This window comes from Bradyrhizobium sp. SZCCHNR1017, assembly GCF_032381375.1.
Classification (GTDB): domain Bacteria; phylum Pseudomonadota; class Alphaproteobacteria; order Rhizobiales; family Xanthobacteraceae; genus Bradyrhizobium.
On the sequence record NZ_JAUHIR010000020.1, the window covers coordinates 90,219 to 113,870 of the forward strand.

Genomic DNA, 23,652 nt, shown 5'->3' on the forward strand with positions numbered 1-23,652 from the left:
TTTGCTCCGAGCTGCCGTAGGGTGGGCAAGGCCGGCGGAACGGCGCAGCGTGCCGTCCGACGGCGCGCCCACCATTCACGCGCACCGTCGCGGCGGTGGGCGCGTCGCGTTCGCAGTGTCCACTGGCGCAACAGCGGAGGCAGCGCCGCGAGCGCGCCTTTGCCCGTCCTACGATTCGAGGAGCCATCGTTGAGTTTCGTCGACAAGCATCAGCTGTGGACCGCCGAGCAGGCCGAGGCCGCTGTGCGCATGCGCCGCCTCGCCGAGGAGCACGGCCTCGCCACCATCCGCTTCTCGTTCCCGGACCAGCACGGCATCCTGCGCGGCAAGACGCTCACCGTCGATGCTGCTTTGTCCTCCCTCGAGGACGGCTGCTCGATCACGACGACCCTGCTCGCCAAGGACACCTCGCATCGCACCGTGTTTCCGGTGTTCACCGCCGGCGGCGGCTTCGGCATGGCCGAGATGCAGGGCGGCAGCGATGCGCTGATGGTGGCCGATCCGACCACGTTCCGGGTGCTGCCCTGGGCGTCCGGCACCGGCTGGGTGCTGTGTGATCTGTACTTCGCCAACGGCACACCCGTCCCGTTCGCCACGCGCAATCTCTATCGGTCGGCATTGGCGACGCTCGAACAGCGTGGCTATCAGTTCATGGCCGGCCTCGAGGTCGAGTGCCACATCTTCAAGGTCGAGGATCCCAGGCTCGCGCCCGGTGATGCCGGCTCGCCCGGTCAGCCCGGCGTGCCGCCGACGGTCAGCCTGCTGACCCAGGGCTATCAATATCTCACCGAGCAGCGCTTCGATCAGATGGAGCCGGCGCTCGAGATCATCCGGGCGAACCTCGTCGCGCTGGGCTTGCCGTTGCGCTCGATCGAGCTCGAATACGGGCCGAGCCAGTGCGAATTCGTGCTGCAGCCCGGGATCGGCCTGGCGCCTGCAGATACGATGGTGCTGTTCCGCAGCGCCGTGAAGCAGATCTGCCAGCGCCACGGCTATCACGCCACCTTCATGTGCCGGCCGCGCATTCCCAACGTGATGTCGTCGGGCTGGCATCTGCACCAGTCGCTGGTGGCGCGCGACGGCAGCAACGCCTTCATGACGGAGGATGCCGAAGGTCTGTCCGCGCTCGGCCGCCACTACATGGCGGGTCTGCTCGCGCATGCGCGCGCCTCCGCACTGTTTTCGACGCCGACGATCAACGGCTACCGGCGCTACCGCGCCTATTCGCTGGCGCCGGACCGCGCGATCTGGGGCCGCGACAACAGAGGCGTCATGATCCGCGTGCTCGGCGGCCCCGGCGATCGCGCCACCCGGCTGGAGAACCGCATCGGCGAGCCGGCCGCCAATCCCTATCTCTACATGGCCTCGCAGATATCAGCCGGCCTCGACGGCATCGACCGCAAGCTCGATCCGGGACCGTCGGCGGATGTGCCCTATGAGACCAAGGCGAGCCTGCTGCCGAAATCGTTGCGCGAGGCGGTGGATGCGCTGAAGGACGACGCGTTCTTCCGCGAGGCGTTCGGTTCGACCTTCATCGACTACTACACCTTCATCAAGAACGCCGAGCTCGAGCGCTTCCAGCAGGAGGTCTCCGACTGGGAGCAGCGCGAATATTTCGAGATGTTCTGACGGCGCGGTGGCCCCTCACACGCTGCGCGTCAGCCCGCCGTCGACGCGGATGTTCTGGCCGGTGATGTAGGCGGCACCCTCGGAGGCCAGGAAGGCGATGGTCGCGGCGATCTCCTCGGACTTGCCGTAGCGGCCCATCGGCACCGTCTTACGGCGCTCCTCCGTCGCCGGCAGGCTGTCGATCCAGCCCGGCAGCACGTTGTTCATGCGGATGTTGTCGGCCGCGTAGGTGTCGGTGAAGATCTTGGTGAAGGATGCGAGCCCGGCGCGGAACACCGCCGAGGTCGGGAACATCGAAGACGGTTCGAAGGTCCAGGCGGTCGAGATGTTGATGATCGCGCCGCCCTTATGCGCCTGCATGATCGGCGTCACCAGGCGTGTCGGGCGGATGACGTTCAGCAGGTAGGTATCGAGGCCCGTGTGCCACTGCTCGTCGGTCAGCTCCAGGATCGGCGCTCGCGGGCCGTGGCCGGCGCTGTTGACGAGCACATCGATGCGGCCCCAGCGGTCCATCGCGCCGTCGACGAGGCGTTTCAGATCGTCGCTGGACGTGTTGGAGCCGGTGATGCCGAGGCCGCCGAGCTCGGCCGCCAGCGCCTCGCCCTTGCCCGACGACGACAGGATCGCGACGTGGAATCCATCAGCGGCAAGCCGGCGCGCGGCCGCTGCGCCCATGCCGCTGCCGCCCGCGGTGACCAGTGCGACACGTTGTGTGGCCATGACGATGACTCCTGCCTTTCACGGATGACGACGGCGATCATGTAGCGCCGTTCTCCCGGTGGCGTCGAGCAAAACACAGGAACGCGCCGGTCGCCATGACGGCGAGCGACAGATCATCAACAAGCCGTATCGGCACCGATCTGATCCGGCGCGTTGCTTGACCGGCGGCTGCAACGCGCCGAAAATCGGAAACAGGCCGGTGCAACGGGAACGCGCCACCGCGTGGATCCGTTCAGACCGGACAGCAGGGAGGCACGATGCGCCACGTGACGACGCAGACACCGGCCGATACGCCGGCCGTTCAGGTTCGCGGCGCGTCGCGCGAGCCCGGCGTGGTCGCGGCGAGCGCCTATGCCGATGGCCGCCGCGTCGCCGACGTCGCGATCGAGGAGGCCGGCGCCTGGAGCAGGCGGCCGGGCCATGTGGTGTGGATCGGGCTGCACGAGCCGGATGCGGCGCTGCTGCAGCGCGTCGCGGATCAGTTCGGGCTGCACGAGCTCGCGATCGAGGATGCGTCGAAGGCGCATCAGCAGCCCAAGGTCGAGCGCTACGGCGACGCGCTGTTCGTCGTCGCCCGCACCGCGCAGCTCGTCAAGGAGCACATCGTGTTCGGCGAGACCCACATCTTTGTCGGCCCCGGCTTCGTGGTCTCGGTGCGCCACGGCGCCTCGACCTCCTATGGCGCGGTGCGCGAGCGCTGCGAGAGCTGTCCGGGCTCGCTCGCCAAGGGCGAGGACTACATCCTCTATGCGATCCTCGATTTCATCGTCGACAACTACCGGCCGGTGACCGAGAGCATCATGGCCGAGGTCGAGACGCTGGAGGAGGTGGTGCTGCAGCGGCCGCTCGCGCGCCACGAGGTCGACCTTCTGTATCGCCTGCGGCGCGACTTGCTGCGGCTGCGCCGCGCCGTCGGCCCCGTGGTCGACGTCTGCAAGCGGCTCGAGCATGTCGACAACGTCGCGATCGACGCCGAGATGGCGCCGCTGTTTCGCGACGTCCTCGACCACGCCAAGCGCGCCGAGGAGGATGCGGATTCCTTGCGCGAGATCCTCGCCTTCGTGTTCGAGGCCAGCATGATGGCCGGCCAGGCGCAGCAGACCGACATCGCCCGTCGACTCACGGCCTGGGCGGCGATCCTCGCGGTGCCGACGGCCGTCGCCGGCATCTACGGCATGAACTTCGAGCACATGCCGGAGCTGAAATGGCAATACGGCTACTACGCCGTGCTGGGCTTCATCGCCACCGTGTGCAGCGTGCTGTACTGGCAGTTCCACCGGCGCGGATGGCTGTGAGGGGAGGGGCCGTCGGTCCCTGCTCGCGAAGCGGGTTCAGCCACTTGCGAACGGCGCGAAGGCGTTGCTCCAAATCTCCTGCGCCCAAGCGAGGCGCGGTGCCAGGGCGCTGAGTGCGGTGGCGCCGCGACCGCCGGGCACGACGTGGCGCGTGTGGCATCGAAATCGTTTGCCGTTGAGGAGGCAAGGCGTGCCATGGCGCAGCGGTCACGCCGCGGCGGATCGCCCCTGGTGCGCGGACCACCACGCGGCGATCGCGTCCGTCAGTTCGTCCCAGGTCGCGGTCGGCAGGTCGGGCACGGCGACGCGCACGCTGTAGCGATCCGTGGTGGCGTCGTGAAACCATTCCGTCGCAGCGAAATCGAAGCCGAAGCTGCCGGCGTGGCGGATCGGCAGCCCGGCGCGCCGGAGATCGTCGCTCATGGCGGTTGCGGCTTGCCGCGCGGTGGCCTCGTCGAGCGGCGCGCGGCCGGCGAGCGTGACGTAGAGCCCGTGCGCGAAGTCGAGCTCCGCGGTCAGGCCGTGCAGCGCGGTCGCGAATTGACGCCGCGCGCGCCGGCTGTTGCGCAGGATGGCGGCGACGCGCCGCGCGGTCAGTTCGCGATAGGCGGGCAGGCCGACATAAGGCGGGAAATGCGCCGGCAGCGCCGCGCCGCCGAGCAGCCTGACGGCATTGCGCGTCTCGTCCGGCAGCGTCTGAAGCACAACGCGGCCCGCGGCGGCGGCCTTGCTCCAATCGATGAAGGCGACCGAGCCGAGCCGGCCGTATTCGGCGCCGAGCGAGTCGAGCTTGGTGTGGCTGCGCACCATCACGACCGGCACGTCCCAGCGTCGCGCCCAGGCCAGCACGCGGCGAACGCGGCCGGAGCCGTTGGCAAAGCAGGTGGTGTCGAAGATCAGGAGATCGATCACTGGGCGGTCGCAATTCAGTACGGCTTCGAAGCGCGGCGCGGTCGCGCTGGAATCGATCAGCAGCAGCCGCGGCGCGGGCGAGGGCTGCGCCAGCGCGGCGGCAAGGTCACGGGTCAGCGTCACCGGGCGCAGATGCCGCGCATGCGCCGCGACCAGCTCCTGCGTCTCGCCATAGGAGCCCGGCAGCATCAGCAGGTCCGCCGTACCGAGAACGGGCCGCGTCGCCAGCAGCAGTGCCGCGATCGCCGCCATGCCGGAGATGGTGTAGATGGTGTCATGACGGCTTTCGCCCGCCGCATAGAACGACGGCCCGCGCACGTCGAGATCGGCGCGCTGATAGTCGTAGCTGAAGGCGAACGGGCCGGCGCGATGATCGTCCGCATCCGCCCAAGCCGTCTCGGTCGCGGTCCAGTCGCTGAGCGCGTGCTCGGCCTTCAGCGCGGCCGCGAGCTGAAACTTGCGCCGGACGACCTCCATCACGGAGCGCGGCGCCGGCAGCGCATGCGGTCGCCGCAGGCAGCAATTCAGGAGCCGCAGCTCCTGATGCTTGCGGGCGAGATAGGCTTCGATCGTCTCCATCGGGCTCTTCATGGGTGATGCTGGCGGCCGGGATGCAACGCGCAGGGATTGCGATGGGTCCAACGGAGTGCGGCAATGCCGCGCGGTTTGCTGTAGTCTGGCCGGACAAGGAGGAGATGAATGGGCAGGGAACTCGAAGGCAAGGTGGCGGCGGTCACCGGGGCGGCGTCGGGCATCGGCCTCGCCAGCAGCGCGGCGATGCTGGCCGCCGGCGCGCGCGTCGTCATGATCGATCGCGACGCCGCGGCGCTGGCGAGCCTGCGCGAGCGGCACGGCGAGGCCGTGATCCCCGTGGTCATCGACCTGCTCGATCCCACGGATTGCGCCACCCTGCTGCCGCGCGTCCTCGATGCGGCCGGCCGGCTCGACATCCTTCACGCCAATGCCGGCAGCTATCTCGGCGGCGATCTCGTCGACGCCAGGACGGACGCGATCGACCGCATGCTGAACCTCAACGTCAACGTCGTCATGAAGAACGTGCGCGACGTGCTCCCGCACATGATCGCGCGCGGCTCCGGCGACATCATCGTCACCAGCTCGCTCGCCGCGCATTACCCGACGCCGTGGGAGCCGGTCTATGCGTCGTCGAAATGGGCGATCGACTGCTTCGTGCAGACGGTGCGCCGCCAGGTCTTCAAGCACGGCATCCGCGTCGGCGCGATCTCGCCAGGCCCGGTGGTCACCGCGCTGATCGCCGACTGGCCGGCCGAGAAGCTGAAGGAGGCGCGCGAGTCCGGCAGCCTGCTGGAGCCCTCAGAGGTCGCCGAGGTGATCATGTTCATGCTGACCCGTCCGCGCGGCATGACCATCCGCGACGTCGTGATGCTGCCGACGAATTTTGATCTGTAGGGACATCCAAATTTTCATGAGCTGGAATCAGCCCCAAGTGATCGCCGCGCGCCAGGACATCCTTCAAGTGGCGCGGGATGTCCTGTCCGGCGCCGTGTCTCCGATCGAGGGTGCGCGAAGCATCGCAAGGCTTCGCTTCACCGCGCGGCTCGAGACCGATGTCGACATTCTTCCCCTGGTTGGAATCGACTCCGAAACGGACGCGCTCCCGCTTGGCCGCGATCGCGAGCACTGGCAGGCGCAAGCGCTGATCGACCTGCAGGGGGCGATCGATGACGCGCAGCGCTGGGCGCGCGACGTGGCAGACAGCCGTTGCCGAAGCCTTCTGGCTCGCTCGGACAGTCTGTTGCGCTGGCCGGGTTGACGGCCGTTCCAGGCTGCCGCCTTCACAGCGTCCGCGTATGACGATGAGTCCGGGAAACTACGGGGGCCGAATTAAGCGCAACCTTAATCATAAGGAACCTAGCGTGAGCCCGCGCAATCCGGGGGCAATAATGAAGATCGGCCGACTTTTTGCAATTTCCATGCTGTCGGTGACGGCTTTGGCCGTCCTGCCTGCTGCTCAAGTCGTGATCGAGCAGGTCAGGGCTGTCAGCCACAAGGCCGAGGCGATCAAGACGGTCGAGGCGTTCGGCGCCGTGCTGCTCTACGCGCAGGACGTGGTCGGCCATCGCGCCCCCTACATCACGCCGATCTTCCAGGATACTCCCGCCACGCCCGCGCAGCTCGAAGGCGTGCGCAAGATCAGGCAGTCCGCCGACGCATCCTTCGCCAGGGCGCGCGCGCAGCTGGCGAACGTCTCCAACAGCGAGGCGATCACGCGCAGCCTGGACCAGGCCTCGTCCAAGCTGAACGAGATCCTCGCCAAGGTGGACCCCGCGCTGACCGCGCCGCTGACCGCGCGCGATCCGGCCGTCATCAAGAGCTTTCTCCCCGGGGTCACCCAGGTCGCCCTGGCAATCGAGCCGATCCTGAACCAGCTGCAGAACCGCATCGCCAATGCCGACGCGTCGCTGACGACGCTGCTCGACGTCGCCCGCACCGCGCAGGACCTGCGCGTGACCGCCGGCGGCCGGGCTGCCGCGCTGTCGCCGGCGCTCAGCGCCCGCCGCGCCGTGGCACCGGCCGAGAAGGCGGCGATGGATCGCGCCCAGGGCCGCACCGAGGCCGATCGCGAGCGCCTGGATGCCGGCATCGACCAGCTCGGCAATCCGGAGCGGCTGCTGACGGCGTTCAAGGAGGCCCGTGACGCCTATTTCGGGCGCGCCGTTCCGATCGTCGACAAGGACATCGCAGCCGGGCTCGGCGATCTCAACTACGCACTCACCGCCGACAGCCTGGCCGAGGCGGTCGTCCCGGCCGTGCAGAAGTTCTTCGTCGTGCGCGACGCCGCGATCGCCGAGGCCCGCGAGCGTGCCGTCGCGGCGCGCGATGCGGCCTATCTGATGCTCGCGCTGGCGACGGCGGTGGTCGCGGCCCTCGCCGGCATTCTCGTGTTCGTCACCATGCTGCTGCGCCGCCGCGTGATCAACCCGATCGTGAACCTGACCGGCCTGATCGGCGAGATGGCGGCCGGCCACGACGACGTGGCGATCCCGACGATCAATCGCGACGACGAGATCGCCGCGATGACCGGCTCGCTGCAGACCTTCAAGGAGGCGCTGCTGGAGAAGAAGCGCGCCGAGCAGGCGGCCGCGGCCGACGCGCAGGCCAAGATCGAGCGCGGCCAGCGTGTCGAGCGCTTCACGCGCGAGTTCGAGATGGCGATCGGCGAGGTCGTCGGCGTCGTGTCATCAGCGTCGGCCGATCTGGAGCGCTCCGCCGCCACGCTGACGACGACCGCCGGCCGCTCGCTGGAGCTCGCCACCGTAGTGACCTCGGCCTCCGAGGAGGCCTCGACCAACGTGCATTCGGTCGCCGCGGCCGCCGAGGAGATGAGCTCGTCGGTCAACGAGATCAGCCGCCAGGTGCAGGACTCCGCGCGCATCGCCAACGAGGCGCTGGCGCAGGCGCGCAAGACCAACGACAACGTCGCGGAGCTTGCCAAGGCGGCGGCGCGGATCGGCGACGTCGTCGAGCTGATCAACGCGATCGCCGGCCAGACCAATCTGCTCGCGCTCAACGCCACCATCGAGGCCGCCCGCGCCGGCGAGGCCGGCCGCGGCTTCGCGGTGGTCGCCTCCGAGGTCAAGGCGCTGGCCGAGCAGACCGCCAAGGCCACCGGCGAGATCGGCCAGCAGATCGGCGGCATCCAGGCGGCGACCCAGGAGTCGGTCGGCTCGATCAAGGAGATCGGCGAGACCATCGCCCGGATGTCGGAGATCGCGTCCGCCATCGCCTCGGCCGTCGAGGAGCAGAGCTCGGCGACGCGCGAGATCTCGCGCAACGTCCAGCAGGCGGCGCACGGCACGCAGCAGGTGTCGGCGAACATCGCCAGCGTCCGGCATGGCGCCGACGAGACCGGCTCGGCCTCCTCGCAGGTGCTGTCCGCCGCGAAGTCGCTGTCCGGCCAGAGCAGCCGCCTCCGCGACGAGGTCAGCCGCTTCCTCGACTCGGTGCGCGCGGCGTGAGGGTGCATTATGCGTGGCCTCGACGAGGGCCGCGCATCGCCACCCGATCGCAGCAGCTATAGCCCGCATGAGCGCAAGCGACATGCGGGGCCAGCCCCCTCAGATATCGGTGCCGCTCATCCGGGCTACAGCTACTCAGATCTGCGCTGCTGCCGATGCTCCGCGATCGGACCGATCGCGCCCTTTGTTCTTCTCGGCTGCCCCGCTCTCCCGCGAACGCGGGAATCCATAACCCCAGGCGGATGTTAGCTTGCGAGACACGTTCAACTGAAGTGGACCCCACGCACGGGACCATGGATCGCCGAAAATTAAGGTGTGATCGCGCCTGCCCTGTCGTTCAAATCAAGCAGCTTCCTGCTGCTGCGTCTGGGCCTGCTGTGGGTATGTGGGCAACGCGTTTGCGTTGTCCAAGCGAAGCGGCATATCCACAGTCTGGGCCGCCTCGATCACATCCATGCCGGCGCGCCATGCCGCCATGGGAAACTGATTGTTCATCGCCTGGTGCGGGCGGCGATGATTATAAAAGGTCATCCATGAGCCGATGCCGTCTCGCGCTTCGCGCCCGTCAGCATAGGCTTTCAGATGCACTTCCTCATACTTGATCGAGCGCCACAATCGTTCGATGAAGATGTTGTCCATGAAACGGCCGCGTCCGTCCATCGAAATCGCAATGCCTGCAGCCTCCAGCCTGCCGGTGAAGGCTGAGCTGGTGAACTGCGCGCCCTGATCGGCGTTGAAGATCTTAGGCCGGCCGTGACGCGCCATCGCCTCGTCGAGCGCAGCGATGCAAAAGCCCGTATTCATCGTGTTCGACAAGCGCCACGCCAGCACCGCCCGGGTGGCCCAGTCGATGATCGCCACCAGATACAGGAACCCCTGCGCCATCGGAATGTAGGTGATGTCGGCCGCCCAGACGTGATTGGGCATCGGTGATGCTGACGCCGCGCAGCAGATAGGGATGGATCTTGTGGCCGGAGGCGGCCTTGCTGGTGCCGGGGCGCGGGACCAGCGCCAGTACCGTTAACGGACCGCCGGACAATGGTTGAAGTTTCCGATACAGGTGCTCTTTGAGTTTTGCTTCCAACCCTCTCCCTTTGAGGGGTTTCCAAGACATGTCTTGCAAGAAGTGGTCGACGTAGCGCCCTTGCAACCTAAGTTTTTGTAGCAGGTGCCCGCATGGACGGTCCAAGGAATGAAAACAATCGCGACTATTGCGGCGGCGGTGCAGATATTTCTCATCGTTTTTTCCCATTTGAAGCGGTGATGGTCTCGATCGAGCCGATAAGCGAAGGGCTCGACCAGCATTTCAGTCGTCAAAGCGGGCACGGCATTGGTAGCTACCAATGCTAACGCTGGAGACTTAAACTGACATCGGGGTCGCACCCCGTTTTCGCATTGGGAGAATCCCCCATGGGCCGCCCAGCTTCGCACGCGTCAACTTGCCGGACGCAGACGGGCATGGATCAAGGCGCCGGTGCGCCGTAAGGGTCGCCGAGCAGCACGCTGCGGATCGCCACCAGAAGGTCTTCTGTCATCTCCTGCTTGGCGACGTAGTCGTCGGTGCCGGATTCGAAAGCGCGGCGGACGTATTGCGGCGAATCATGCCTGCTCAATCCAGGTAGCGGCAGACGAACAAAGCGCGCGCGAACGTCTCTCACCAGATCCAAACCATTGCTATCGCCAAGGAACAGATCGACGATCCCTAGATCGGGTTTCGTGGCCGCGATGGCCACGAGCGCATCCCGTTGGGTGGCCGCCAAGGCACATACGACAAGACCGGGCTCAGCATTGATCAGCGCGGTCAGCCTGCGCCGCATCAGGGGTGACTGTCCACAATGAGCAGACGCCGCGTGCGCCGTGCTGATTGCGCAGTCCGCTTTAGCACCATGGCCCAGACCGCGTGTTCGGCCGTCGCGCTTGCCGGAGAGGGGCTGTGCCTGCTTGGTCGAGAAGTCATCGGCGGCATGGCAGACGTGTATGACACTAGCCGCGCACTTGGGCGAACTTTATGACTCAACCCAATCGGCCGATTGTAACCCATTGAGCCGCGCGTTGGGCGAGTTCAGCAGCCGATTCGATCGCCAGCTTATTCTTGATGTGCTCAAGATGGGATTCTACCGTTTTGACGCTGCGGTTCAGTAGACCAGCGATCTGCCGCGTGGTTCGGCCCTGACCAACGAGCCGAAATACCTGCAATTCCCGATCGCTCAGCGTGCGCACCGGCGAGGCGGTCTCGAGCGGTCGCGCGCCGACGCATCGTTCAGCCAGCCGCCGCTGCAGAGCCTCGCTCATGTAGGTCTCGCCTGCAAGCACCCGACGAATGGCAGCGATCACGGTCGATTCGAGCTGTTGTTTGGTGACATAGCCGAGGGCGCCGGCGCAAAGCGCGCGCTCGGCGAACACCTCTTCGTCGTACATCGAAAGCACCAGCGAGCGAACGCCGGGATGACGCGCTTTGATTTCCTTGACGAGATCTAGGCCGTCCTCGTCGCCGAGAGCAAGGTCTACGATCACCAGATCAGGGCGACTGATCGCGATGGTCTTGAGCGCGGCCACACGCGTACCGACCGCGCCGTGAACGGCGAGGCCGTTTTCCGCCTCGATGAGGGCGATCAACCCGCGGCACAGCACGGGATGATCGTCGACGACAAGCAGCCTCTTCCGCACCGCGTCCGCGGCTTCAGCCAGGCAAGTGGGCATCGCCGATACTTTCCTGCCGTTCGTAATTCGATAACAGCGGAAACGCGCACGCAACCATGACGCCGCGACGGGCCTGCGGCTCCACAGTAAGAGAACCGCCGATCGCCCGCGCGCGGTAGTCCATGGTATAAAGCCCGATGCCGTCATGATCGCGCCATTTTTCGGGAAGCCCGACACCGTTGTCCCGGATGCTCAATAGTCCCGAGCCTGCAGTGCACGCCAGACGGATCTCGATTTCGTCGGCTCGGCCGTGGCTGACCGCATTGCGGACGGCTTCTTGGGCGATACGCACGAGGTGGCTCGTGGTTTCGCGGCCAAGATCGGGACAAGGGTTATCTTCCACAAACGCACAAAAGGCGCCATGAGCGGCGCTGACGTTGCGGGCGAGGCTCTCAAGGGAGCCGACAAGATCCGCGCTATTCAGACCGATCGAGCTGAGCCCACGAGCGAGGTCACGCGCCTCGCCGATGGTCTCGTTCAGCAATCGTACGAGTTCGGCCGCGGCCGCGGCGGGACCCGGTTGGCCGCTCGCCGCCAAACTTCGCCACAGCGCCGCAGCTAGCGCCGCTAAGCCGGCGAGCGATTGGCAGAGCCCGTCGTGGAGTTCACGCCCAATGCGCTGTCTCTCGCGAGAGGCAATCGCAAGAATTTCACGTTCAAGAATTTCTTGTTGCCCAATATCGCGAGTTATGGCTTCGATCTGCTCCCGTTGCATCGAAGACCAGCCAGGTTTTCTCGTGACTAAGATACACCCTTAGGATGTATCAGCAGTATGATCGAGTCAACTTCAAAGATCGATTTAAACCGCATAACTTTATGTACATTAAAGCTACGCGCCGCACCGTTGTAATTGTCGATCGGCAGGGCGTCGATGAAGCTCATCGCGTCGACGGAGAACACCGCGCCGCCATTCGCCGTCTTTCCCGACGCTAGCATGAGTCAGTGGACGCTGAGCCTTGCAGCTTCCATACGCATGAAATGTGGACGTGAGGTGAAGGTCTCACAGGCGTTGAATAGCGGGCAGCGGGTTTATCCTCATTCATGATTGATCGCCTCGGCAACTCTGTTGAGGCAATCTCATGACAGGCAAGATCAAACCAATCTCGATCTGTCTCGCGGGCGCCCGACCGCAAGGTACGACCGCCGTGCTTCCACGTCAGTTGCGCGAAACGGAAATGCAACGCCAGCGGTCGCCACGCTTCCATTAGACGTCCGTGTAGCAGCCAGTCCCCCGGCTTCCGTCGGGTTTGGTGAAGTGCGTGCGTGCATTCACGACACCGATGTCTCCAAGGACCCTGATCTGGATGTCGCTGCCGGAAATCTCGGTGACCGGCGACTTCCGGGCGACTTGCCGCAGGAAGCCGGCGCGGTCGAGGACGGTCCCGTCCGGGGATTACGGTGACGCTGCACCAAACAAAGCCCCCTCCGCCGCCCGTATCCCAGCTCTGCTGAAACTGCCCGTCGTGCCACTCTGCCGCACCCATTCCCCTTGTGCCGTCGGGCAAATCACCTGCACATTTCCGGCCGTCCCGTGCTCATCGAAGAGGGGCGTTCGCGAGTCGCCACGAGCGTTGGGTGTGGGATGCGATGGCCGGGTCGGAGTTGCAGCGCGCATTCGCGAGCGGACGAACAACTTCGATACGGACGGTGAAGTCGCGTGGTCCCGACCTCCCGACGCTGAGGTCAAGCTCGCTGGTGTGCGTCAGTGCATCGCGGGTGATGGGGGCAACAAAGCCCGGTCCCCAGGGAGAGCGCGTATAGATCGTAAGCCCATCGCGCAGGGAGGGCCGGGTGTGTTCGGCCAGACCTGTGGTGACTGCCGCCTGCATTCTTTTTCTGCAGGCGGGCCACGGGCGCGGCCAGCGCCCGGCCTTCCCTGCGCCCTCTGTATCGAAGAGGGCGGTCTCCCAGCAAAGCTCGGACGCAAATTGCGCCGCGAGGCCGACGACGTGCATCTGCGCGTGGCCTGTGGTCCCGAGGCGTCGCCAAAGATCATGTTTGGGGAAGAACGCCCTGGTGCTGCCGGACAGGATTGAACTGTCGACCTCTCCCTTACCAAGGGAGTGCTCTACCACTGAGCTACGGCAGCAAAGGGACTGGCGGGGACCGGCCCGAAGGCCGCGACCGAACGCGGGCGGTTCTTGCCACAAGGTCCCCGCCTGCGCAAGCGCGGCTCGCCCGGTTTTCCGGGAAAGACGTCAGCGTGATGTATCGAAACGGAGCGAAAGACCTCCGAATCGGAGCGAAATCGCCCGTTCGCGGCGGATTTTCGCGGTTTGCCGCTCGAGGTGCCCAACTGGCCGCAGCTGCGGCGGCAACTCCCCATCCGGGCAGGCGACGGCCGGCCGGGCGGAACCTAGCGTCTGCGTCGCCAACGCCTCTTGGCTTTCGCATCTGCGGCCCCAATTGTGCTTCTGGTATGGGGTGACCGGGGGAAGGGGATGGCGGAGAAGACCGGGAAGGCGGCGCCGAAGGGCGCGCGCGAGGAGCGGCTGAAGCAGGCGCTGCGCGAGAACCTGAAGCGGCGCAAGGCGCAGAGCCGCGAGCGCAGCCAGGCGGGGACGGTCGAGAAGGACGGCTTGGACGAGGCCGCTGCCGACGGCGCGGACGATTCGAAGCATTGAGCAGATTGCAGGCAGGGTGGGCGTGATGGCAGCGGATGAGGGGATGACGGCGGATGCGGCGGCACAACGGGCAGAGCTCGCGAAGACGTTGCCGCGCTTCGACCAGACTTTTCCGGAGCTGACGCCGCCGGAGATCGCGCGTCTGCGCGGCTTCGGCGAGATCCAGACCTATCGCGACGGCGACCTGCTGTTCGAGACCGGCAAGCCCGGCCCCGGCATGTTCGTGATTCTCAAGGGCCATGTCGCGATCACCCAGCGCGATGGCCTCGGTCACGTCACCCCGGTGATCGACCAGGGGCCAGGGCAGTTTCTGGCCGAGATCGCCCAGCTCTCCGGCCGGGTCGCGCTGGTCGACGGCCATGCCGAGGGCGACGTCGAGGTCATCCTGATTCGGCCCGAACGGCTGCGGGCGCTGCTGATCGCCGAGGCCGAGCTCGGTGAGCGCATCATGCGGGCGCTGATCCTGCGCCGTGTGAATCTCATTCAGGGCGGCGCCGGCGGCCCGGTCATGATCGGCCCGCCGCAATCGGCCGCGATCGCGCGGCTGCAGAGCTTCCTCACCCGCAACGGCTTTCCGCACCATCTGCTCGATCCCGCCGTCGATCACGACGCCGCCGACCTGATCGCGCGCTATTCGCCGACCCCGGCCGAGCTGCCGCTGGTGGTGGTGTCCGACGGCAGCGTGCTGCGCAATCCCAGCGAGACCGAGCTGGCGCGTGCCGTCGGGATGATCGGCGGGCCGCGCGGCGAGAAGATCTACGATGTCGCGGTCGTCGGCTGCGGCCCGGCGGGCCTGGCCACCGCCGTGTATGGCGCCTCCGAAGGTCTTTCCGTCGCGGTGCTGGACTCGCGTGCGTTCGGCGGCCAGGCCGGCGCCAGCGCGCGCATCGAGAACTATTTCGGCTTCCCGACCGGCATCACCGGCCTCGCGCTGACCGCGCGCGCCTTCAACCAGGCGCAGAAGTTCGGCGCCGAGATCATGATCCCGGTGTCGGTCAATGCGCTCGACTGCGAGCGCAAGGCCGGCGCCTTCGTGCTGGCGCTCGAGGGCGGCGACGAGGTGCGGGCGCGCTCGGTGGTGGTCGCCAGCGGCGCGCGCTATCGCCGGCCTGATCTTGCCCGGCTCAAGGAGTTCGAGGGGCGCGGCGTGTGGTACTGGGCCTCGCCGATCGAGGCGCGGCTGTGCGCGGGGCAGGAGGTCGCCCTGGTCGGCGGCGGCAATTCCGCGGGGCAGGCCGCGGTGTTTCTGTCGGGGCACGTCAAGAAGGTGCGAATGATCATCCGTGGCGGCGGGCTTGCCGCGTCGATGTCGCGCTATCTGATCGAGCGCATCGAGGCGACGCCGAACATCGAGCTGTTGTTCAACACCGAGGTCGTCGCGCTCGATGGCGGCGCCGACACCGGCCTCGAACGCATCACCTTGAAGAGCCGGCTGTCCGGCGAAGAGACGCCGGCCGACATCAGCAATCTGTTTCTGTTCGTCGGCGCCGATCCCGCCACCGGCTGGCTCGACGGCTGCGGCGTCACGCTCGATCGCGCCGGCTTCGTCGTCACCGGCGCGCAGTCGGAGCAGAATGCCGGGCGGATGGTGTCGCCGCTCGAGACCTCGGTGCCCGGCGTCTATGCGGTCGGCGACGTCCGCTCCGGCTCGGTCAAGCGCGTCGGCGGTGCGATCGGCGAGGGGGCCCAGGTCGTCGCCGCGCTGCACGGGTTTCTGGCCGATGCGCTGGTCCCGCCGGTCTGATTCGCGCCTTTCCGCCGCGGGGGCCGTACCGTCAGGGGATGAATTCCCGGCGGCTGCGACCTGCCGTTGCGAACTCATCAAATCGCCGTAATGTCGGTCCTGTTGCGCCGACCTTAGCCCAATTTCCCGGCCAGCCCCACAGGACCAGCATGGATCGCATTCGCATCGTCGGCGGCAACCCGCTTCGCGGCACCATCCCGATTTCGGGCGCGAAGAACGCCGCCCTGCCGCTGATGATCGCGGGTCTTTTGACACCGGAGACGCTGATCCTGGACAACGTCCCCCGCCTCGCCGACGTCGCGCAGCTGCAGCGCATCCTCGGCAATCACGGCGTGGACATCATGGCCGTCGGCAAGCGTCCCGGCGACGGCCAGTATCAGGGCCAGACGCTGCAGATCTCGGCGGCCAACATCATCGACACCACGGCGCCGTATGAGCTGGTGTCGCGGATGCGCGCCAGCTTCTGGGTGATCGCGCCGCTGCTCGCGCGCATGCACGAGGCGCGGGTGTCGCTGCCCGGCGGCTGCGCCATCGGCACGCGGCCGGTCGATCTCCTGATCATGGCGCTGGAGAAGCTCGGCGCCAGCATCGAGATCGATGCCGGCTACGTGGTCGCCAAGGCGCCGGGCGGCCTGCGCGGTGGCACGATCGATTTCCCCAAGGTCACCGTCGGCGGCACCCATGTCGCGGTCATGGCCGCGAGCCTCGCCAAGGGCACGACCGTCATCGCCAACGCCGCCTGCGAGCCGGAGATCACCGATCTCGCCGACTGCCTCAACAAGATGGGCGCGCGCATCACCGGTGCCGGCACGCCACGCATCGAGATCGAGGGCGTGGCGTCTCTGCACGGCGCGCGTCACACCGTGCTGCCCGACCGCATCGAGGCCGGCACCTATGCGATCGCCGCGGCGATGACCGGCGGCGATGTCCGGCTCGCCGGCGCGCGGCCGGAGCTGTTGCAGTCCGCGCTCGACGTGCTGACCGAGGCCGGCGCCGAGATCACGAGCGACGCCGAGGGAATCCGCGTCGTCAGAAACGGCCACGGCATCCGCCCGGTGCAGGTGACGACGGCGCCGTTCCCCGGTTTTCCGACCGATCTGCAGGCCCAGTTGATGGCGCTGATGGTCTGCGCGCAGGGCGCCTCGGCAATCACCGAGACCATCTTCGAGAACCGATTCATGCATGTGCAGGAACTCGCACGGTTCGGCGCGCGTATCAGTCTCGACGGCGAGACCGCGCGGATCGAGGGCACCTCTCATTTGCGCGGCGCGCCCGTGATGGCGACCGATCTGCGCGCCTCGGTGTCGCTGGTCATTGCCGGGCTTGCTGCGGAAGGCGAAACCATGATCAATCGCGTCTACCATCTCGATCGCGGCTTCGAGCGGCTGGAGGACAAGCTGAAGGCCTGCGGCGCCACGATCGAGCGCATCCGCGAGTGAAGGCGCTGCCAAGAGGATGAGACCGTGACCGACCGGCTCAAACTGATCGCGCTCGATGCCGACGATCTCGCCGTCATCTCCGCCCATGTGCAGGACGCGCGGGTGCAGGCGGCCGACATCATCTGGCGCCAGGCCGAGAAGCGGCTGGTGATCGGCATGAACCGGCTCGACTGGGATCAGGCCCTGCATGGTGAGAGCGAGCCGCGCCGGCTGCTCGCGGCGTTGCGGTTCGACCGGGTGCTGGCCTGCAAGTCGCGCCGCATCGACCTCGCCGCGCCTGACGCCGTGCTGGAGCTGATCGGCATCGAATTCCATGCCGGCGCCGAGCCGCCCGCCGGCAGCGCGCTGCTGCTGTTCTCCCATGGCGGCGCATTGCGGCTCGATGTCGAATGTCTCGAATGCGAGCTGACCGATCTTGGCGAGGACGATCTCGGCACCAGCGATATCGATGGCGGTCCGCCGCTGACCGGGTAGGCGCCGGTTCAAAGGGTTGACGGCCCCGCGCTGCCGCGCCATTGAGCAGGGGGTCGGGGGCAGCCACCCCTTCGGAAAGTGCCAGAGATGCCCATTCGCCTGTCCCGCGCCAGCACCGATTTCGACACTCAGTTTCGGCAGTTTCTCGCCGCCAAGCGCGAGACCTCCGCCGACGTCGAAGCCACCGCCCGCGCCATCGTCGACGACGTCGCCCGGCGCGGCGATGCGGCGCTGCTCGAGGCGACGCGCAAGTTCGACCGGCTGGAGCTCGATGCCTCCTCGCTGCGCGTGACGGCCGCCGAGATCGAGGCCGCCTTCAAGGCCTGTGACGCCGCGACCTTGGATGCGCTGAAATTCGCCCGCGGCCGCATCGAGGCGTTTCATCTCAAGCAGCTGCCGGCCGACCAGCGCTTCACCGACGAAGCCGGCGTCGAGCTCGGCTGGCGCTGGAGCGCGATCGAATCCGCCGGTCTCTACGTCCCCGGCGGCACCGCGGCCTATCCGTCCTCGGTGCTGATGAATGCCATTCCCGCCAAGGTCGCCGGCGTCGACCGGCTCGTGATGGTGGTGCCGACGCCGGACGGCAAGCTCAATCCGCTGGTGCTGGCCGCCGCCCATCTCGGCGGCGTCTCCGAGATCTACCGCGTCGGCGGCGCCCAGGCCGTGGCCGCGCTGGCGCATGGCACCGCGACGATCGCCCCGGTCGCCAAGATCGTCGGCCCGGGCAACGCCTATGTCGCCGCCGCCAAGCGGCTGGTGTTCGGCAAGGTCGGCATCGACATGATCGCCGGCCCCTCCGAGGTGCTGGTCATCGCCGACGACAGCGGCAATGCCGACTGGATCGCCGCCGATCTGCTCGCCCAGGCCGAGCATGACGCCAGCGCGCAATCGATCCTGATCACCGACAGCCGCCGCCTGGCCGATGATGTCGCCCGCGCCGTCGAGGGCCAGCTCAAGACCCTGCCGCGTGCCGCGATCGCCGGCGCGTCGTGGGCCGATTTCGGCGCCATCATCGAGGTGGATTATCTCGACCAGGCCGTGCCGCTGGCGGACGCCATCGCCGCCGAGCATCTGGAGATCATGACGGCCGATCCCGACGCGTTCGCGGCCCGTGTCCGCAATGCCGGCGCCATCTTCCTGGGCGCGCACACGCCGGAGGCGATCGGCGACTATGTCGGCGGCTCCAATCACGTGCTGCCGACCGCGCGCTCGGCGCGGTTCTCCTCAGGTCTCGGCGTGCTCGACTTCATGAAGCGCACGTCGCTGTTGAAATGCGGCCCCGAGCAGTTGCGCGCGCTGGGGCCAGCGGCGATGACACTGGGCAAGGCCGAGGGTCTCGACGCCCATTCACGCTCCGTGGGAATACGCCTCAATCTGCCATGACCCAGCACCCGCCAGGCGACGACCGGACCAATCGCATCGTGGCGGTGACGCTCGACGAGGAGTCGATCGGCCGCTCCGGCCCGGACATCGAGCATGAGCGGGCGATTGCGATCTACGACCTCGTCGAGGAGAACCTGTTCGCGCCCGAGGGCGCCGACGGCGCCGGTCCCTTCACCCTGCATCTCGGTATCACCGCCAACCGGCTGATGTTCGACATCCGCAAGGAGGACGGCACGCCGGTGGTGACGCATCTGTTGTCGCTGTCGCCGTTCCGGCGGATCGTGAAGGACTACTTCATGATCTGCGACAGCTACTACCAGGCGATCCGCACCGCGACGCCGGACAAGATCGAGGCCATCGACATGGGCCGCCGCGGCATCCACGACGAGGGCTCGCGCACCCTTCAGGAGCGGCTGAAGGGCAAGGTGCGGGTCGATTTCGAGACCTCGCGCCGGCTGTTCACTTTGATCACGGTGCTGCACTGGAAGGGCGAGGGCCAGTGATGCCGCGGGCCGCCACGCGCGCGTCCCAGCTTTCGGCCAAGGGCGCCTAGGCGCATGGCCGAGGGGCCGCCGCGCGCGCGCCAGCCGCAGGCGGTGCTGTTCGCCTGCGGCCAGAACAGCGTCCGCTCGCCGATGGCCGAGAGCCTGCTGCGCCAGATGTATCCGCAGGCGCTCTATGTCCGCTCCGCCGGCGTCAAGAAGGGTGAGCTCGATCCGTTCGCGGTGTCGGTGATGGCCGAGCTCGGCCAGGACATCTCGCAGCACAAGCCGACCACCTTCGAGGAGCTCGAGGACTGGGAGGGGCTGAATTTCGACCTCATCATCACCCTCTCGCCCGAGGCCCATCACAAGGCCCTGGAGCTGACCCGCACCATCGCCGCCGACGTCGAATACTGGCCGACGCCCGACCCGACCGGCACCGACGGCAATCGCGAGCAGAAGCTCGCGGCCTATCGCGAGGTCTGCGACGGGCTGTTCACGCGGATCCGCAAGCGTTTCGGCAAGCCCGGTCCGGCGGGCCTGTAGGTTCCCGGTTCCCCCGCAGGTGTCATCGAACCGAAATACCAACGTCGTCCCCCGCTCAAATTCGCGCCGTAGAGCAGGCCCGTCGCAGCCTTGTCGCAGCCTTCGGGTTGTGGAATGACAGCCCTTCCGATAGGTTCCGCGCGCACGCCCCGCCGCTTCCGAATCCCCCAGCGAAATCAGCATGCTCGGCCGTCCCAAAATCGTTCTTGCATCCGGCTCGCCGCGGCGTCTGGCGCTGCTCAACCAGGCCGGCATCGAGCCCGATGCGCTGCGCCCCGCCGACGTCGACGAGACGCCGAAGCGTGGCGAGCTGCCGCGCGCCTGCGCCAACCGGCTGGCCCGCGCCAAGGCCGATGCCGCGCTCAAATCGGTCCAGCTCGACGACGAGCTGCGCGGCGCCTTCATCATCTCCGCCGACACGGTGGTCGCGGTCGGCCGCCGCATCCTGCCGAAGGCCAATCTGGTCGACGAGGCCTCGCAGTGCCTGCGCCTCCTGTCCGGCCGCAACCATCGCGTCTACACCGCAATCACCCTGGTGACGCCGAAGGAGGCGTTCCGCCAGCGCCTGGTCGAGACCCGCGTCCGCTTCAAGCGGCTCAGCGAGGACGACATCCAGGCCTATATCGGCTCCGGCGAATGGCGGGGGAAGGCCGGCGGCTACGCCGTGCAGGGCATCGCCGGCTCGTTCGTGGTCAAGATGGTCGGCTCCTACACCAACGTCGTCGGCCTGCCGCTCTACGAGACCACGACCCTGCTTGCCGGCGAGGGGTTTCCGATCCGCTTCGGCTGGCTCAACACCGTCGGCGTCTGACGCCATCCTCGAGGAGGTGCATCGCGCGGCGCGGGCGCCTAGATAGCGGCCATGTCCCAAGAATCGACCCGTTCGACCAGCTCCCCATCCGCCGCCTCCGCCAAGCCCGCCGGCCGCTGTCCGATCTGCCGCCGGCCCGCAGCCGAGGCCGTCCGCCCATTCTGCTCGCCGCGCTGCCGCGACGTCGACCTGCATCGCTGGCTCAGCGGCTCCTATGTCATCCCGGCCACCGAGGGCGACGAGGACGACGTCGAATAGGGCCGTGTTTTCATGGCTTTGCCCCGGCGGAGCTGGCCGTCCGGCGGCGGCCCCGGGGCCTTCCGCGCAACTGCGAAAGGAATGTGAAAACTTCGCCTCAGGGCGGTAGACAGCGCCGCCTGCTCTGACTATAACCCGCCGGCTCGCCGGGCTTTTTTGCCCTTCACGAGACCTGCCCAGGTAGCTCAGTTGGTAGAGCATGCGACTGAAAATCGCAGTGTCGGTGGTTCGATTCCGCCCCTGGGCACCATCATCCCCTCCGAACCCGTTCGTTGTCGTTCGCGCGGGTTCGCGGCGCGACGATAATCGCCATAAAATCAAGCGCTTCCTTTGATATTGTCGCCCGGTACGGTTCGCGACCGTTCGGGAGCATCCGGCGTTTTCGGGTACACTGTGGGTACACTGAAACGGCCGGGTACACTGGCGGGTCGCTCGATGGCGGGGGACCTTCCCATGGATGAGCTGAGCGACACGAAGATCCGGAACGCGACGCCGGCGGCCAAGGAATACGCGCTTGCCGACGGGCAAGGCCTCAGCGTCGTCGTTCGGCCCAATGGCACCAAGCTCTGGCTGTATCGCTACCGTTTCGGCGGCAAGCGCAAGAACATGTCTTTCGGCACGTTCCCCGGCGTTGGCCTGAAGGCCGCGCGTGACAAACGCCATGGCGCCGAGAAGCTGCTCGACCAGGGCCAGGACCCGGTCGCAGTGCGCGAGGCCAAACGGCAGGAAGACGAAAAGCTCGAGCACACCTTCCGCGCGGTCGGGGAAGAATGGGTGCGCACGAAGCTCGAAAAGGAGAACAAGGCCAAGGCAACGATCAAGCGCGAGCGCTGGAATCTCGATCAGCTCAATCGTGAGATCGGCGACCGGCCGCTCTGTGAGATCGCTCCGCCTGAACTGCTGACAGCACTGCGTCGGGTCGAGGCGCGCGGCAGGTTCTACACCGTCGGGCGCCTACGATCGACCGCTTCGCGGGTGTTTCAATTCGGCGTCGGAGCCTCCTACTGTAACAGCGATCCGACCCGCGACTTGAAGCACGCCCTGACCAAGGCACCAAAGGGCAATCCGCGCCCGGCACTGACCGATCCTGACGCCGTCGGCGAGCTGATGCGCCGGATAGAGGTCTACGACGCCAAGAACGGCGGACTGGTCCGCTACGCGCTCAAATTGATCGCTTTGACCATGGTGCGGCCCGGCGAGTTGCGGCTGGCCGAGTGGACTGAGTTCGACGAGAAGAACCGCATCTGGCTGATCCCCGCCGAGAAAATGAAGATGCGCGAGGATCACGAGGTGCCGCTCTCTCGCCAGGCCCTTGCGATCCTCGCTGAGCTGCGGCCTTTGACTGGTCGCGGCCGCTATCTGTTCTCCCATGACGATGATGTGCCGATGTCAGACAACACCATCAACAAGGCGTTGCGGATCATGGGCTACGACACCGGCCCCGGCGGGGACCACTGCGCGCACGGCTTTCGTTCCAGCGCCTCAACCTTGCTCAACGAAGAAGGCGTTTTCGACGGCGATGTCGTGGAAGCTCAGCTCGCCCATGAAACGGACGAAAAGAAAAGGCGGCGCCGCGACGAGGTGGTGCGGCGCCAGCTCGCCAAAGGCGACAAGAACAAGATTCGCGGTATCTACAATCGAGCCGCCTATTGGAGCGAACGCGTGCGTCTGATGCAGCATTGGGCCGATCGGCTCGATGGGCTGCGCAAAAAGGTTGCCGGGCCGCTGCGCAAGTCGGCCTAAAGCGCAGCGCGGGATTCGACCGGTGGCAGCGAGGCATGATACTCATCGACGCTGTCGAGATCGATGAGTGTCTTGCCTCCCATCTTGTAAGCCCTGATCCGCTCCCGTGCGATCAACTCATACGCTTTTGTTTTGCCGAATTTGCCATAGCGGCAGCCGTCCCTGAATTCGACAAGCCGGCGCCGCTTGTTGTTGTCAGTTTCTGCCATGGTCTTAGCGACTTTGATCTTGACGATACGAAGCGTACCGGACCGGTTGCGAGAGGAAGCGACTTCCCTTGCCAGGTTCGGAGCGTGCTGACTTTGTCGTGCCAATGATAACGAACAAAAGGCTTGTCGATGGAGCATCGAACTATCGCGTACAGAAGAGTAAGATCGGCGCTCGCCAGCTGGCATGGGTGTCGCGTCCAAGCCGGGGCTGCACCTCACTCCGGCTATTGATCGAGGAGATGAGATTGTCTGAGGAATGGACATTGAAAGCGGTCGGGAGCGCGCGTATAACCCGGCGCGCTTGCCGCCATTCATCGTTTCAAATGCAACATTGAACGGCTTTCCAAACGAGATTGGGCGCTGCGTGGTTCGAAAGCACAAATGGGAGATTGGCATCCCTCCCGCTCTCTTTGTGTGAACTGAGGTGGGTCCCGTAAATCTGGACAGGACGATAAGCGGAGTTTCTGCCTGGGCGACAATGGCCGCGAACAGGAGAGACCATGAAGAGACGACCCCGCGGGAACCACTCACCGGCCTTAAAGGCGGTGGTGGTGACCTTCCCCCCAAGTTTTATCCAGATCTGAGTTCGTTCGGGCGGTTGGATGTGCCCATCTGGGCGGTCGTAGCGGCGGGAGCTGGCGCGGAGCTCTCGGCATAGCGCAGCGCCAGATCCCGACGCGGATTG

22 protein-coding genes, 2 tRNA genes and 2 pseudogenes are annotated in these 23,652 nt (G+C 66.6%); 17 read left to right on the forward strand and 9 right to left on the reverse strand.

Annotation, left to right across the window (positions count from 1 at the left end; all coding sequences use genetic code 11):
* Positions 1 to 189: 189 nt before the first annotated feature.
* Positions 190 to 1,629 carry a glutamine synthetase family protein gene (locus tag QW863_RS32050; protein ID WP_315717884.1) on the forward strand — a complete coding sequence of 480 codons (1,440 nt, stop codon included), beginning with the start codon at positions 190 to 192 and terminating at the stop codon, positions 1,627 to 1,629.
* A 15-nt stretch (positions 1,630 to 1,644) separates the two neighbouring features.
* On the opposite strand, the gene QW863_RS32055 is transcribed toward QW863_RS32050, so the two are convergent.
* Complete coding sequence (locus QW863_RS32055; RefSeq protein WP_315717883.1) at positions 1,645 to 2,349, reverse strand: SDR family oxidoreductase; 705 nt, start codon at positions 2,347 to 2,349, stop codon at positions 1,645 to 1,647.
* A gap of 257 nt (positions 2,350 to 2,606) precedes the next feature.
* Between QW863_RS32055 and QW863_RS32060 the strand changes: the two genes are divergently transcribed.
* The gene (locus QW863_RS32060) at positions 2,607 to 3,644 is read left to right on the forward strand and encodes a magnesium and cobalt transport protein CorA (RefSeq protein ID WP_315717882.1); all 1,038 of its coding nucleotides are present in this window, start codon (positions 2,607 to 2,609) and stop codon (positions 3,642 to 3,644) included.
* A gap of 207 nt (positions 3,645 to 3,851) precedes the next feature.
* On the opposite strand, the gene QW863_RS32065 is transcribed toward QW863_RS32060, so the two are convergent.
* Positions 3,852 to 5,135, reverse strand: a complete 1,284-nt coding sequence (locus QW863_RS32065) for a hypothetical protein (RefSeq protein ID WP_315717955.1) — start codon at positions 5,133 to 5,135, stop codon at positions 3,852 to 3,854.
* 120 nt (positions 5,136 to 5,255) lie between these two features.
* Here QW863_RS32065 and QW863_RS32070 point away from each other — a divergent pair, with 120 nt between their 5' ends.
* The 3 genes from QW863_RS32070 to QW863_RS32080 all read left to right on the forward strand — a co-directional run bounded on the left by QW863_RS32070 (position 5,256) and on the right by QW863_RS32080 (position 8,554).
* Entirely contained in the window at positions 5,256 to 5,984 is a 729-nt protein-coding gene (locus tag QW863_RS32070) for an SDR family oxidoreductase (RefSeq protein ID WP_315717881.1), read from the forward strand.
* A 16-nt stretch (positions 5,985 to 6,000) separates the two neighbouring features.
* Positions 6,001 to 6,348: a hypothetical protein gene (locus tag QW863_RS32075; protein ID WP_315717880.1), complete on the forward strand. Its 348-nt coding sequence runs from the start codon at positions 6,001 to 6,003 to the stop codon at positions 6,346 to 6,348.
* A 130-nt stretch (positions 6,349 to 6,478) separates the two neighbouring features.
* Positions 6,479 to 8,554: a HAMP domain-containing methyl-accepting chemotaxis protein gene (locus tag QW863_RS32080; protein ID WP_315717879.1), complete on the forward strand. Its 2,076-nt coding sequence runs from the start codon at positions 6,479 to 6,481 to the stop codon at positions 8,552 to 8,554.
* Between the two features lie 465 nt (positions 8,555 to 9,019).
* Here the strand turns inward: QW863_RS32080 and QW863_RS32085 are convergent.
* Positions 9,020 to 9,566 (reverse strand): annotated as a pseudogene (locus tag QW863_RS32085) (IS3 family transposase); the annotation flags it as partial.
* Positions 9,567 to 9,730: 164 nt separating this feature from the next.
* On the opposite strand from QW863_RS32085, the gene QW863_RS32090 reads away from it, so the two are divergent.
* The gene (locus QW863_RS32090) at positions 9,731 to 9,904 is read left to right on the forward strand and encodes a hypothetical protein (protein ID WP_315717878.1); all 174 of its coding nucleotides are present in this window, start codon (positions 9,731 to 9,733) and stop codon (positions 9,902 to 9,904) included.
* A 113-nt stretch (positions 9,905 to 10,017) separates the two neighbouring features.
* Here QW863_RS32090 and QW863_RS32095 read toward each other — a convergent pair whose 3' ends face one another.
* The 5 genes and pseudogenes from QW863_RS32095 to QW863_RS32110 form a co-directional block, all read right to left on the reverse strand.
* Positions 10,018 to 10,371 carry a response regulator transcription factor gene (locus QW863_RS32095; protein WP_315717877.1) on the reverse strand — a complete coding sequence of 118 codons (354 nt, stop codon included), beginning with the start codon at positions 10,369 to 10,371 and terminating at the stop codon, positions 10,018 to 10,020.
* 196 nt (positions 10,372 to 10,567) lie between these two features.
* Positions 10,568 to 11,254, reverse strand: coding sequence for a response regulator transcription factor (locus QW863_RS32100; protein WP_315717876.1), 687 nt, complete (start codon positions 11,252 to 11,254; stop codon positions 10,568 to 10,570).
* A complete protein-coding gene (locus QW863_RS32105; protein ID WP_315717875.1) occupies positions 11,235 to 11,969 on the reverse strand; it encodes a sensor histidine kinase in 735 nt (244 codons plus the stop codon). Before QW863_RS32105 ends, QW863_RS32100 begins: the two co-directional genes overlap by 20 nt.
* A gap of 489 nt (positions 11,970 to 12,458) precedes the next feature.
* Positions 12,459 to 12,632: pseudogene (locus QW863_RS36055) on the reverse strand (nuclear transport factor 2 family protein); the annotation flags it as partial.
* A 636-nt stretch (positions 12,633 to 13,268) separates the two neighbouring features.
* Positions 13,269 to 13,343, reverse strand: a tRNA-Thr gene (locus QW863_RS32110).
* A gap of 352 nt (positions 13,344 to 13,695) precedes the next feature.
* Between QW863_RS32110 and QW863_RS32115 the strand changes: the two genes are divergently transcribed.
* The 11 genes from QW863_RS32115 (at position 13,696) to QW863_RS32165 (ending at position 22,758) form a co-directional block, all read left to right on the forward strand.
* The gene (locus QW863_RS32115; protein WP_315717874.1) at positions 13,696 to 13,878 is read left to right on the forward strand and encodes a hypothetical protein; all 183 of its coding nucleotides are present in this window, start codon (positions 13,696 to 13,698) and stop codon (positions 13,876 to 13,878) included.
* 43 nt (positions 13,879 to 13,921) lie between these two features.
* A complete protein-coding gene (locus tag QW863_RS32120; RefSeq protein WP_409977987.1) occupies positions 13,922 to 15,622 on the forward strand; it encodes an FAD-dependent oxidoreductase in 1,701 nt (566 codons plus the stop codon).
* Between the two features lie 149 nt (positions 15,623 to 15,771).
* The gene (murA, locus tag QW863_RS32125) at positions 15,772 to 17,061 is read left to right on the forward strand and encodes a UDP-N-acetylglucosamine 1-carboxyvinyltransferase (protein ID WP_315717872.1); all 1,290 of its coding nucleotides are present in this window, start codon (positions 15,772 to 15,774) and stop codon (positions 17,059 to 17,061) included.
* 24 nt (positions 17,062 to 17,085) lie between these two features.
* Positions 17,086 to 17,535 (forward strand): DUF2948 family protein, encoded by a 450-nt coding sequence (locus QW863_RS32130; RefSeq protein ID WP_315717871.1) that lies wholly within the window; start codon positions 17,086 to 17,088, stop codon positions 17,533 to 17,535.
* 87 nt (positions 17,536 to 17,622) lie between these two features.
* On the forward strand, positions 17,623 to 18,918 hold the full coding sequence (hisD, locus tag QW863_RS32135; protein WP_315717870.1) for a histidinol dehydrogenase: 1,296 nt from the start codon (positions 17,623 to 17,625) through the stop codon (positions 18,916 to 18,918).
* On the forward strand, positions 18,915 to 19,421 hold the full coding sequence (locus QW863_RS32140) for a UPF0262 family protein (protein WP_315717869.1): 507 nt from the start codon (positions 18,915 to 18,917) through the stop codon (positions 19,419 to 19,421). Before hisD ends, QW863_RS32140 begins: the two co-directional genes overlap by 4 nt.
* Positions 19,422 to 19,475: 54 nt before the next feature.
* Positions 19,476 to 19,946, forward strand: coding sequence for an arsenate reductase ArsC (locus QW863_RS32145; protein WP_315717868.1), 471 nt, complete (start codon positions 19,476 to 19,478; stop codon positions 19,944 to 19,946).
* A 181-nt stretch (positions 19,947 to 20,127) separates the two neighbouring features.
* Positions 20,128 to 20,757, forward strand: coding sequence for a Maf-like protein (locus tag QW863_RS32150; RefSeq protein ID WP_006613056.1), 630 nt, complete (start codon positions 20,128 to 20,130; stop codon positions 20,755 to 20,757).
* A 51-nt stretch (positions 20,758 to 20,808) separates the two neighbouring features.
* On the forward strand, positions 20,809 to 21,015 hold the full coding sequence (yacG, locus tag QW863_RS32155) for a DNA gyrase inhibitor YacG (protein ID WP_315717867.1): 207 nt from the start codon (positions 20,809 to 20,811) through the stop codon (positions 21,013 to 21,015).
* A gap of 174 nt (positions 21,016 to 21,189) precedes the next feature.
* A tRNA-Phe gene (locus QW863_RS32160) sits at positions 21,190 to 21,265 on the forward strand.
* Between the two features lie 203 nt (positions 21,266 to 21,468).
* Positions 21,469 to 22,758 carry a tyrosine-type recombinase/integrase gene (locus QW863_RS32165; RefSeq protein WP_315717866.1) on the forward strand — a complete coding sequence of 430 codons (1,290 nt, stop codon included), beginning with the start codon at positions 21,469 to 21,471 and terminating at the stop codon, positions 22,756 to 22,758.
* Here the strand turns inward: QW863_RS32165 and QW863_RS32170 are convergent.
* Complete coding sequence (locus QW863_RS32170; RefSeq protein WP_315729377.1) at positions 22,755 to 23,105, reverse strand: hypothetical protein; 351 nt, start codon at positions 23,103 to 23,105, stop codon at positions 22,755 to 22,757. The genes QW863_RS32165 and QW863_RS32170 overlap by 4 nt on opposite strands.
* Positions 23,106 to 23,652: the final 547 nt, after the last annotated feature.

What these genes read in the sequence shown, in the direction of transcription:
- QW863_RS32055 (WP_315717883.1), bottom strand. Translation starts at nt 2,349, where the DNA reads ATGGCCACACAACGTGTCGCACTGGTCACCGCGGGCGGCAGCGGCATG.
- QW863_RS32060 (WP_315717882.1), top strand. Translation starts at nt 2,607, where the DNA reads ATGCGCCACGTGACGACGCAGACACCGGCCGATACGCCGGCCGTTCAG.
- QW863_RS32065 (WP_315717955.1), bottom strand. Translation starts at nt 5,135, where the DNA reads ATGGAGACGATCGAAGCCTATCTCGCCCGCAAGCATCAGGAGCTGCGG.
- QW863_RS32070 (WP_315717881.1), top strand. Translation starts at nt 5,256, where the DNA reads ATGGGCAGGGAACTCGAAGGCAAGGTGGCGGCGGTCACCGGGGCGGCG.
- QW863_RS32075 (WP_315717880.1), top strand. Translation starts at nt 6,001, where the DNA reads ATGAGCTGGAATCAGCCCCAAGTGATCGCCGCGCGCCAGGACATCCTT.
- QW863_RS32080 (WP_315717879.1), top strand. Translation starts at nt 6,479, where the DNA reads ATGAAGATCGGCCGACTTTTTGCAATTTCCATGCTGTCGGTGACGGCT.
- QW863_RS32090 (WP_315717878.1), top strand. Translation starts at nt 9,731, where the DNA reads ATGGACGGTCCAAGGAATGAAAACAATCGCGACTATTGCGGCGGCGGT.
- QW863_RS32095 (WP_315717877.1), bottom strand. Translation starts at nt 10,371, where the DNA reads ATGCGGCGCAGGCTGACCGCGCTGATCAATGCTGAGCCCGGTCTTGTC.
- QW863_RS32100 (WP_315717876.1), bottom strand. Translation starts at nt 11,254, where the DNA reads ATGCCCACTTGCCTGGCTGAAGCCGCGGACGCGGTGCGGAAGAGGCTG.
- QW863_RS32105 (WP_315717875.1), bottom strand. Translation starts at nt 11,969, where the DNA reads ATGCAACGGGAGCAGATCGAAGCCATAACTCGCGATATTGGGCAACAA.
- QW863_RS32115 (WP_315717874.1), top strand. Translation starts at nt 13,696, where the DNA reads ATGGCGGAGAAGACCGGGAAGGCGGCGCCGAAGGGCGCGCGCGAGGAG.
- QW863_RS32120 (WP_409977987.1), top strand. Translation starts at nt 13,922, where the DNA reads ATGACGGCGGATGCGGCGGCACAACGGGCAGAGCTCGCGAAGACGTTG.
- murA (WP_315717872.1), top strand. Translation starts at nt 15,772, where the DNA reads ATGGATCGCATTCGCATCGTCGGCGGCAACCCGCTTCGCGGCACCATC.
- hisD (WP_315717870.1), top strand. Translation starts at nt 17,623, where the DNA reads ATGCCCATTCGCCTGTCCCGCGCCAGCACCGATTTCGACACTCAGTTT.
- QW863_RS32140 (WP_315717869.1), top strand. Translation starts at nt 18,915, where the DNA reads ATGACCCAGCACCCGCCAGGCGACGACCGGACCAATCGCATCGTGGCG.
- QW863_RS32145 (WP_315717868.1), top strand. Translation starts at nt 19,476, where the DNA reads ATGGCCGAGGGGCCGCCGCGCGCGCGCCAGCCGCAGGCGGTGCTGTTC.
- QW863_RS32150 (WP_006613056.1), top strand. Translation starts at nt 20,128, where the DNA reads ATGCTCGGCCGTCCCAAAATCGTTCTTGCATCCGGCTCGCCGCGGCGT.
- yacG (WP_315717867.1), top strand. Translation starts at nt 20,809, where the DNA reads ATGTCCCAAGAATCGACCCGTTCGACCAGCTCCCCATCCGCCGCCTCC.
- QW863_RS32165 (WP_315717866.1), top strand. Translation starts at nt 21,469, where the DNA reads ATGGATGAGCTGAGCGACACGAAGATCCGGAACGCGACGCCGGCGGCC.
- QW863_RS32170 (WP_315729377.1), bottom strand. Translation starts at nt 23,105, where the DNA reads ATGCTCCATCGACAAGCCTTTTGTTCGTTATCATTGGCACGACAAAGT.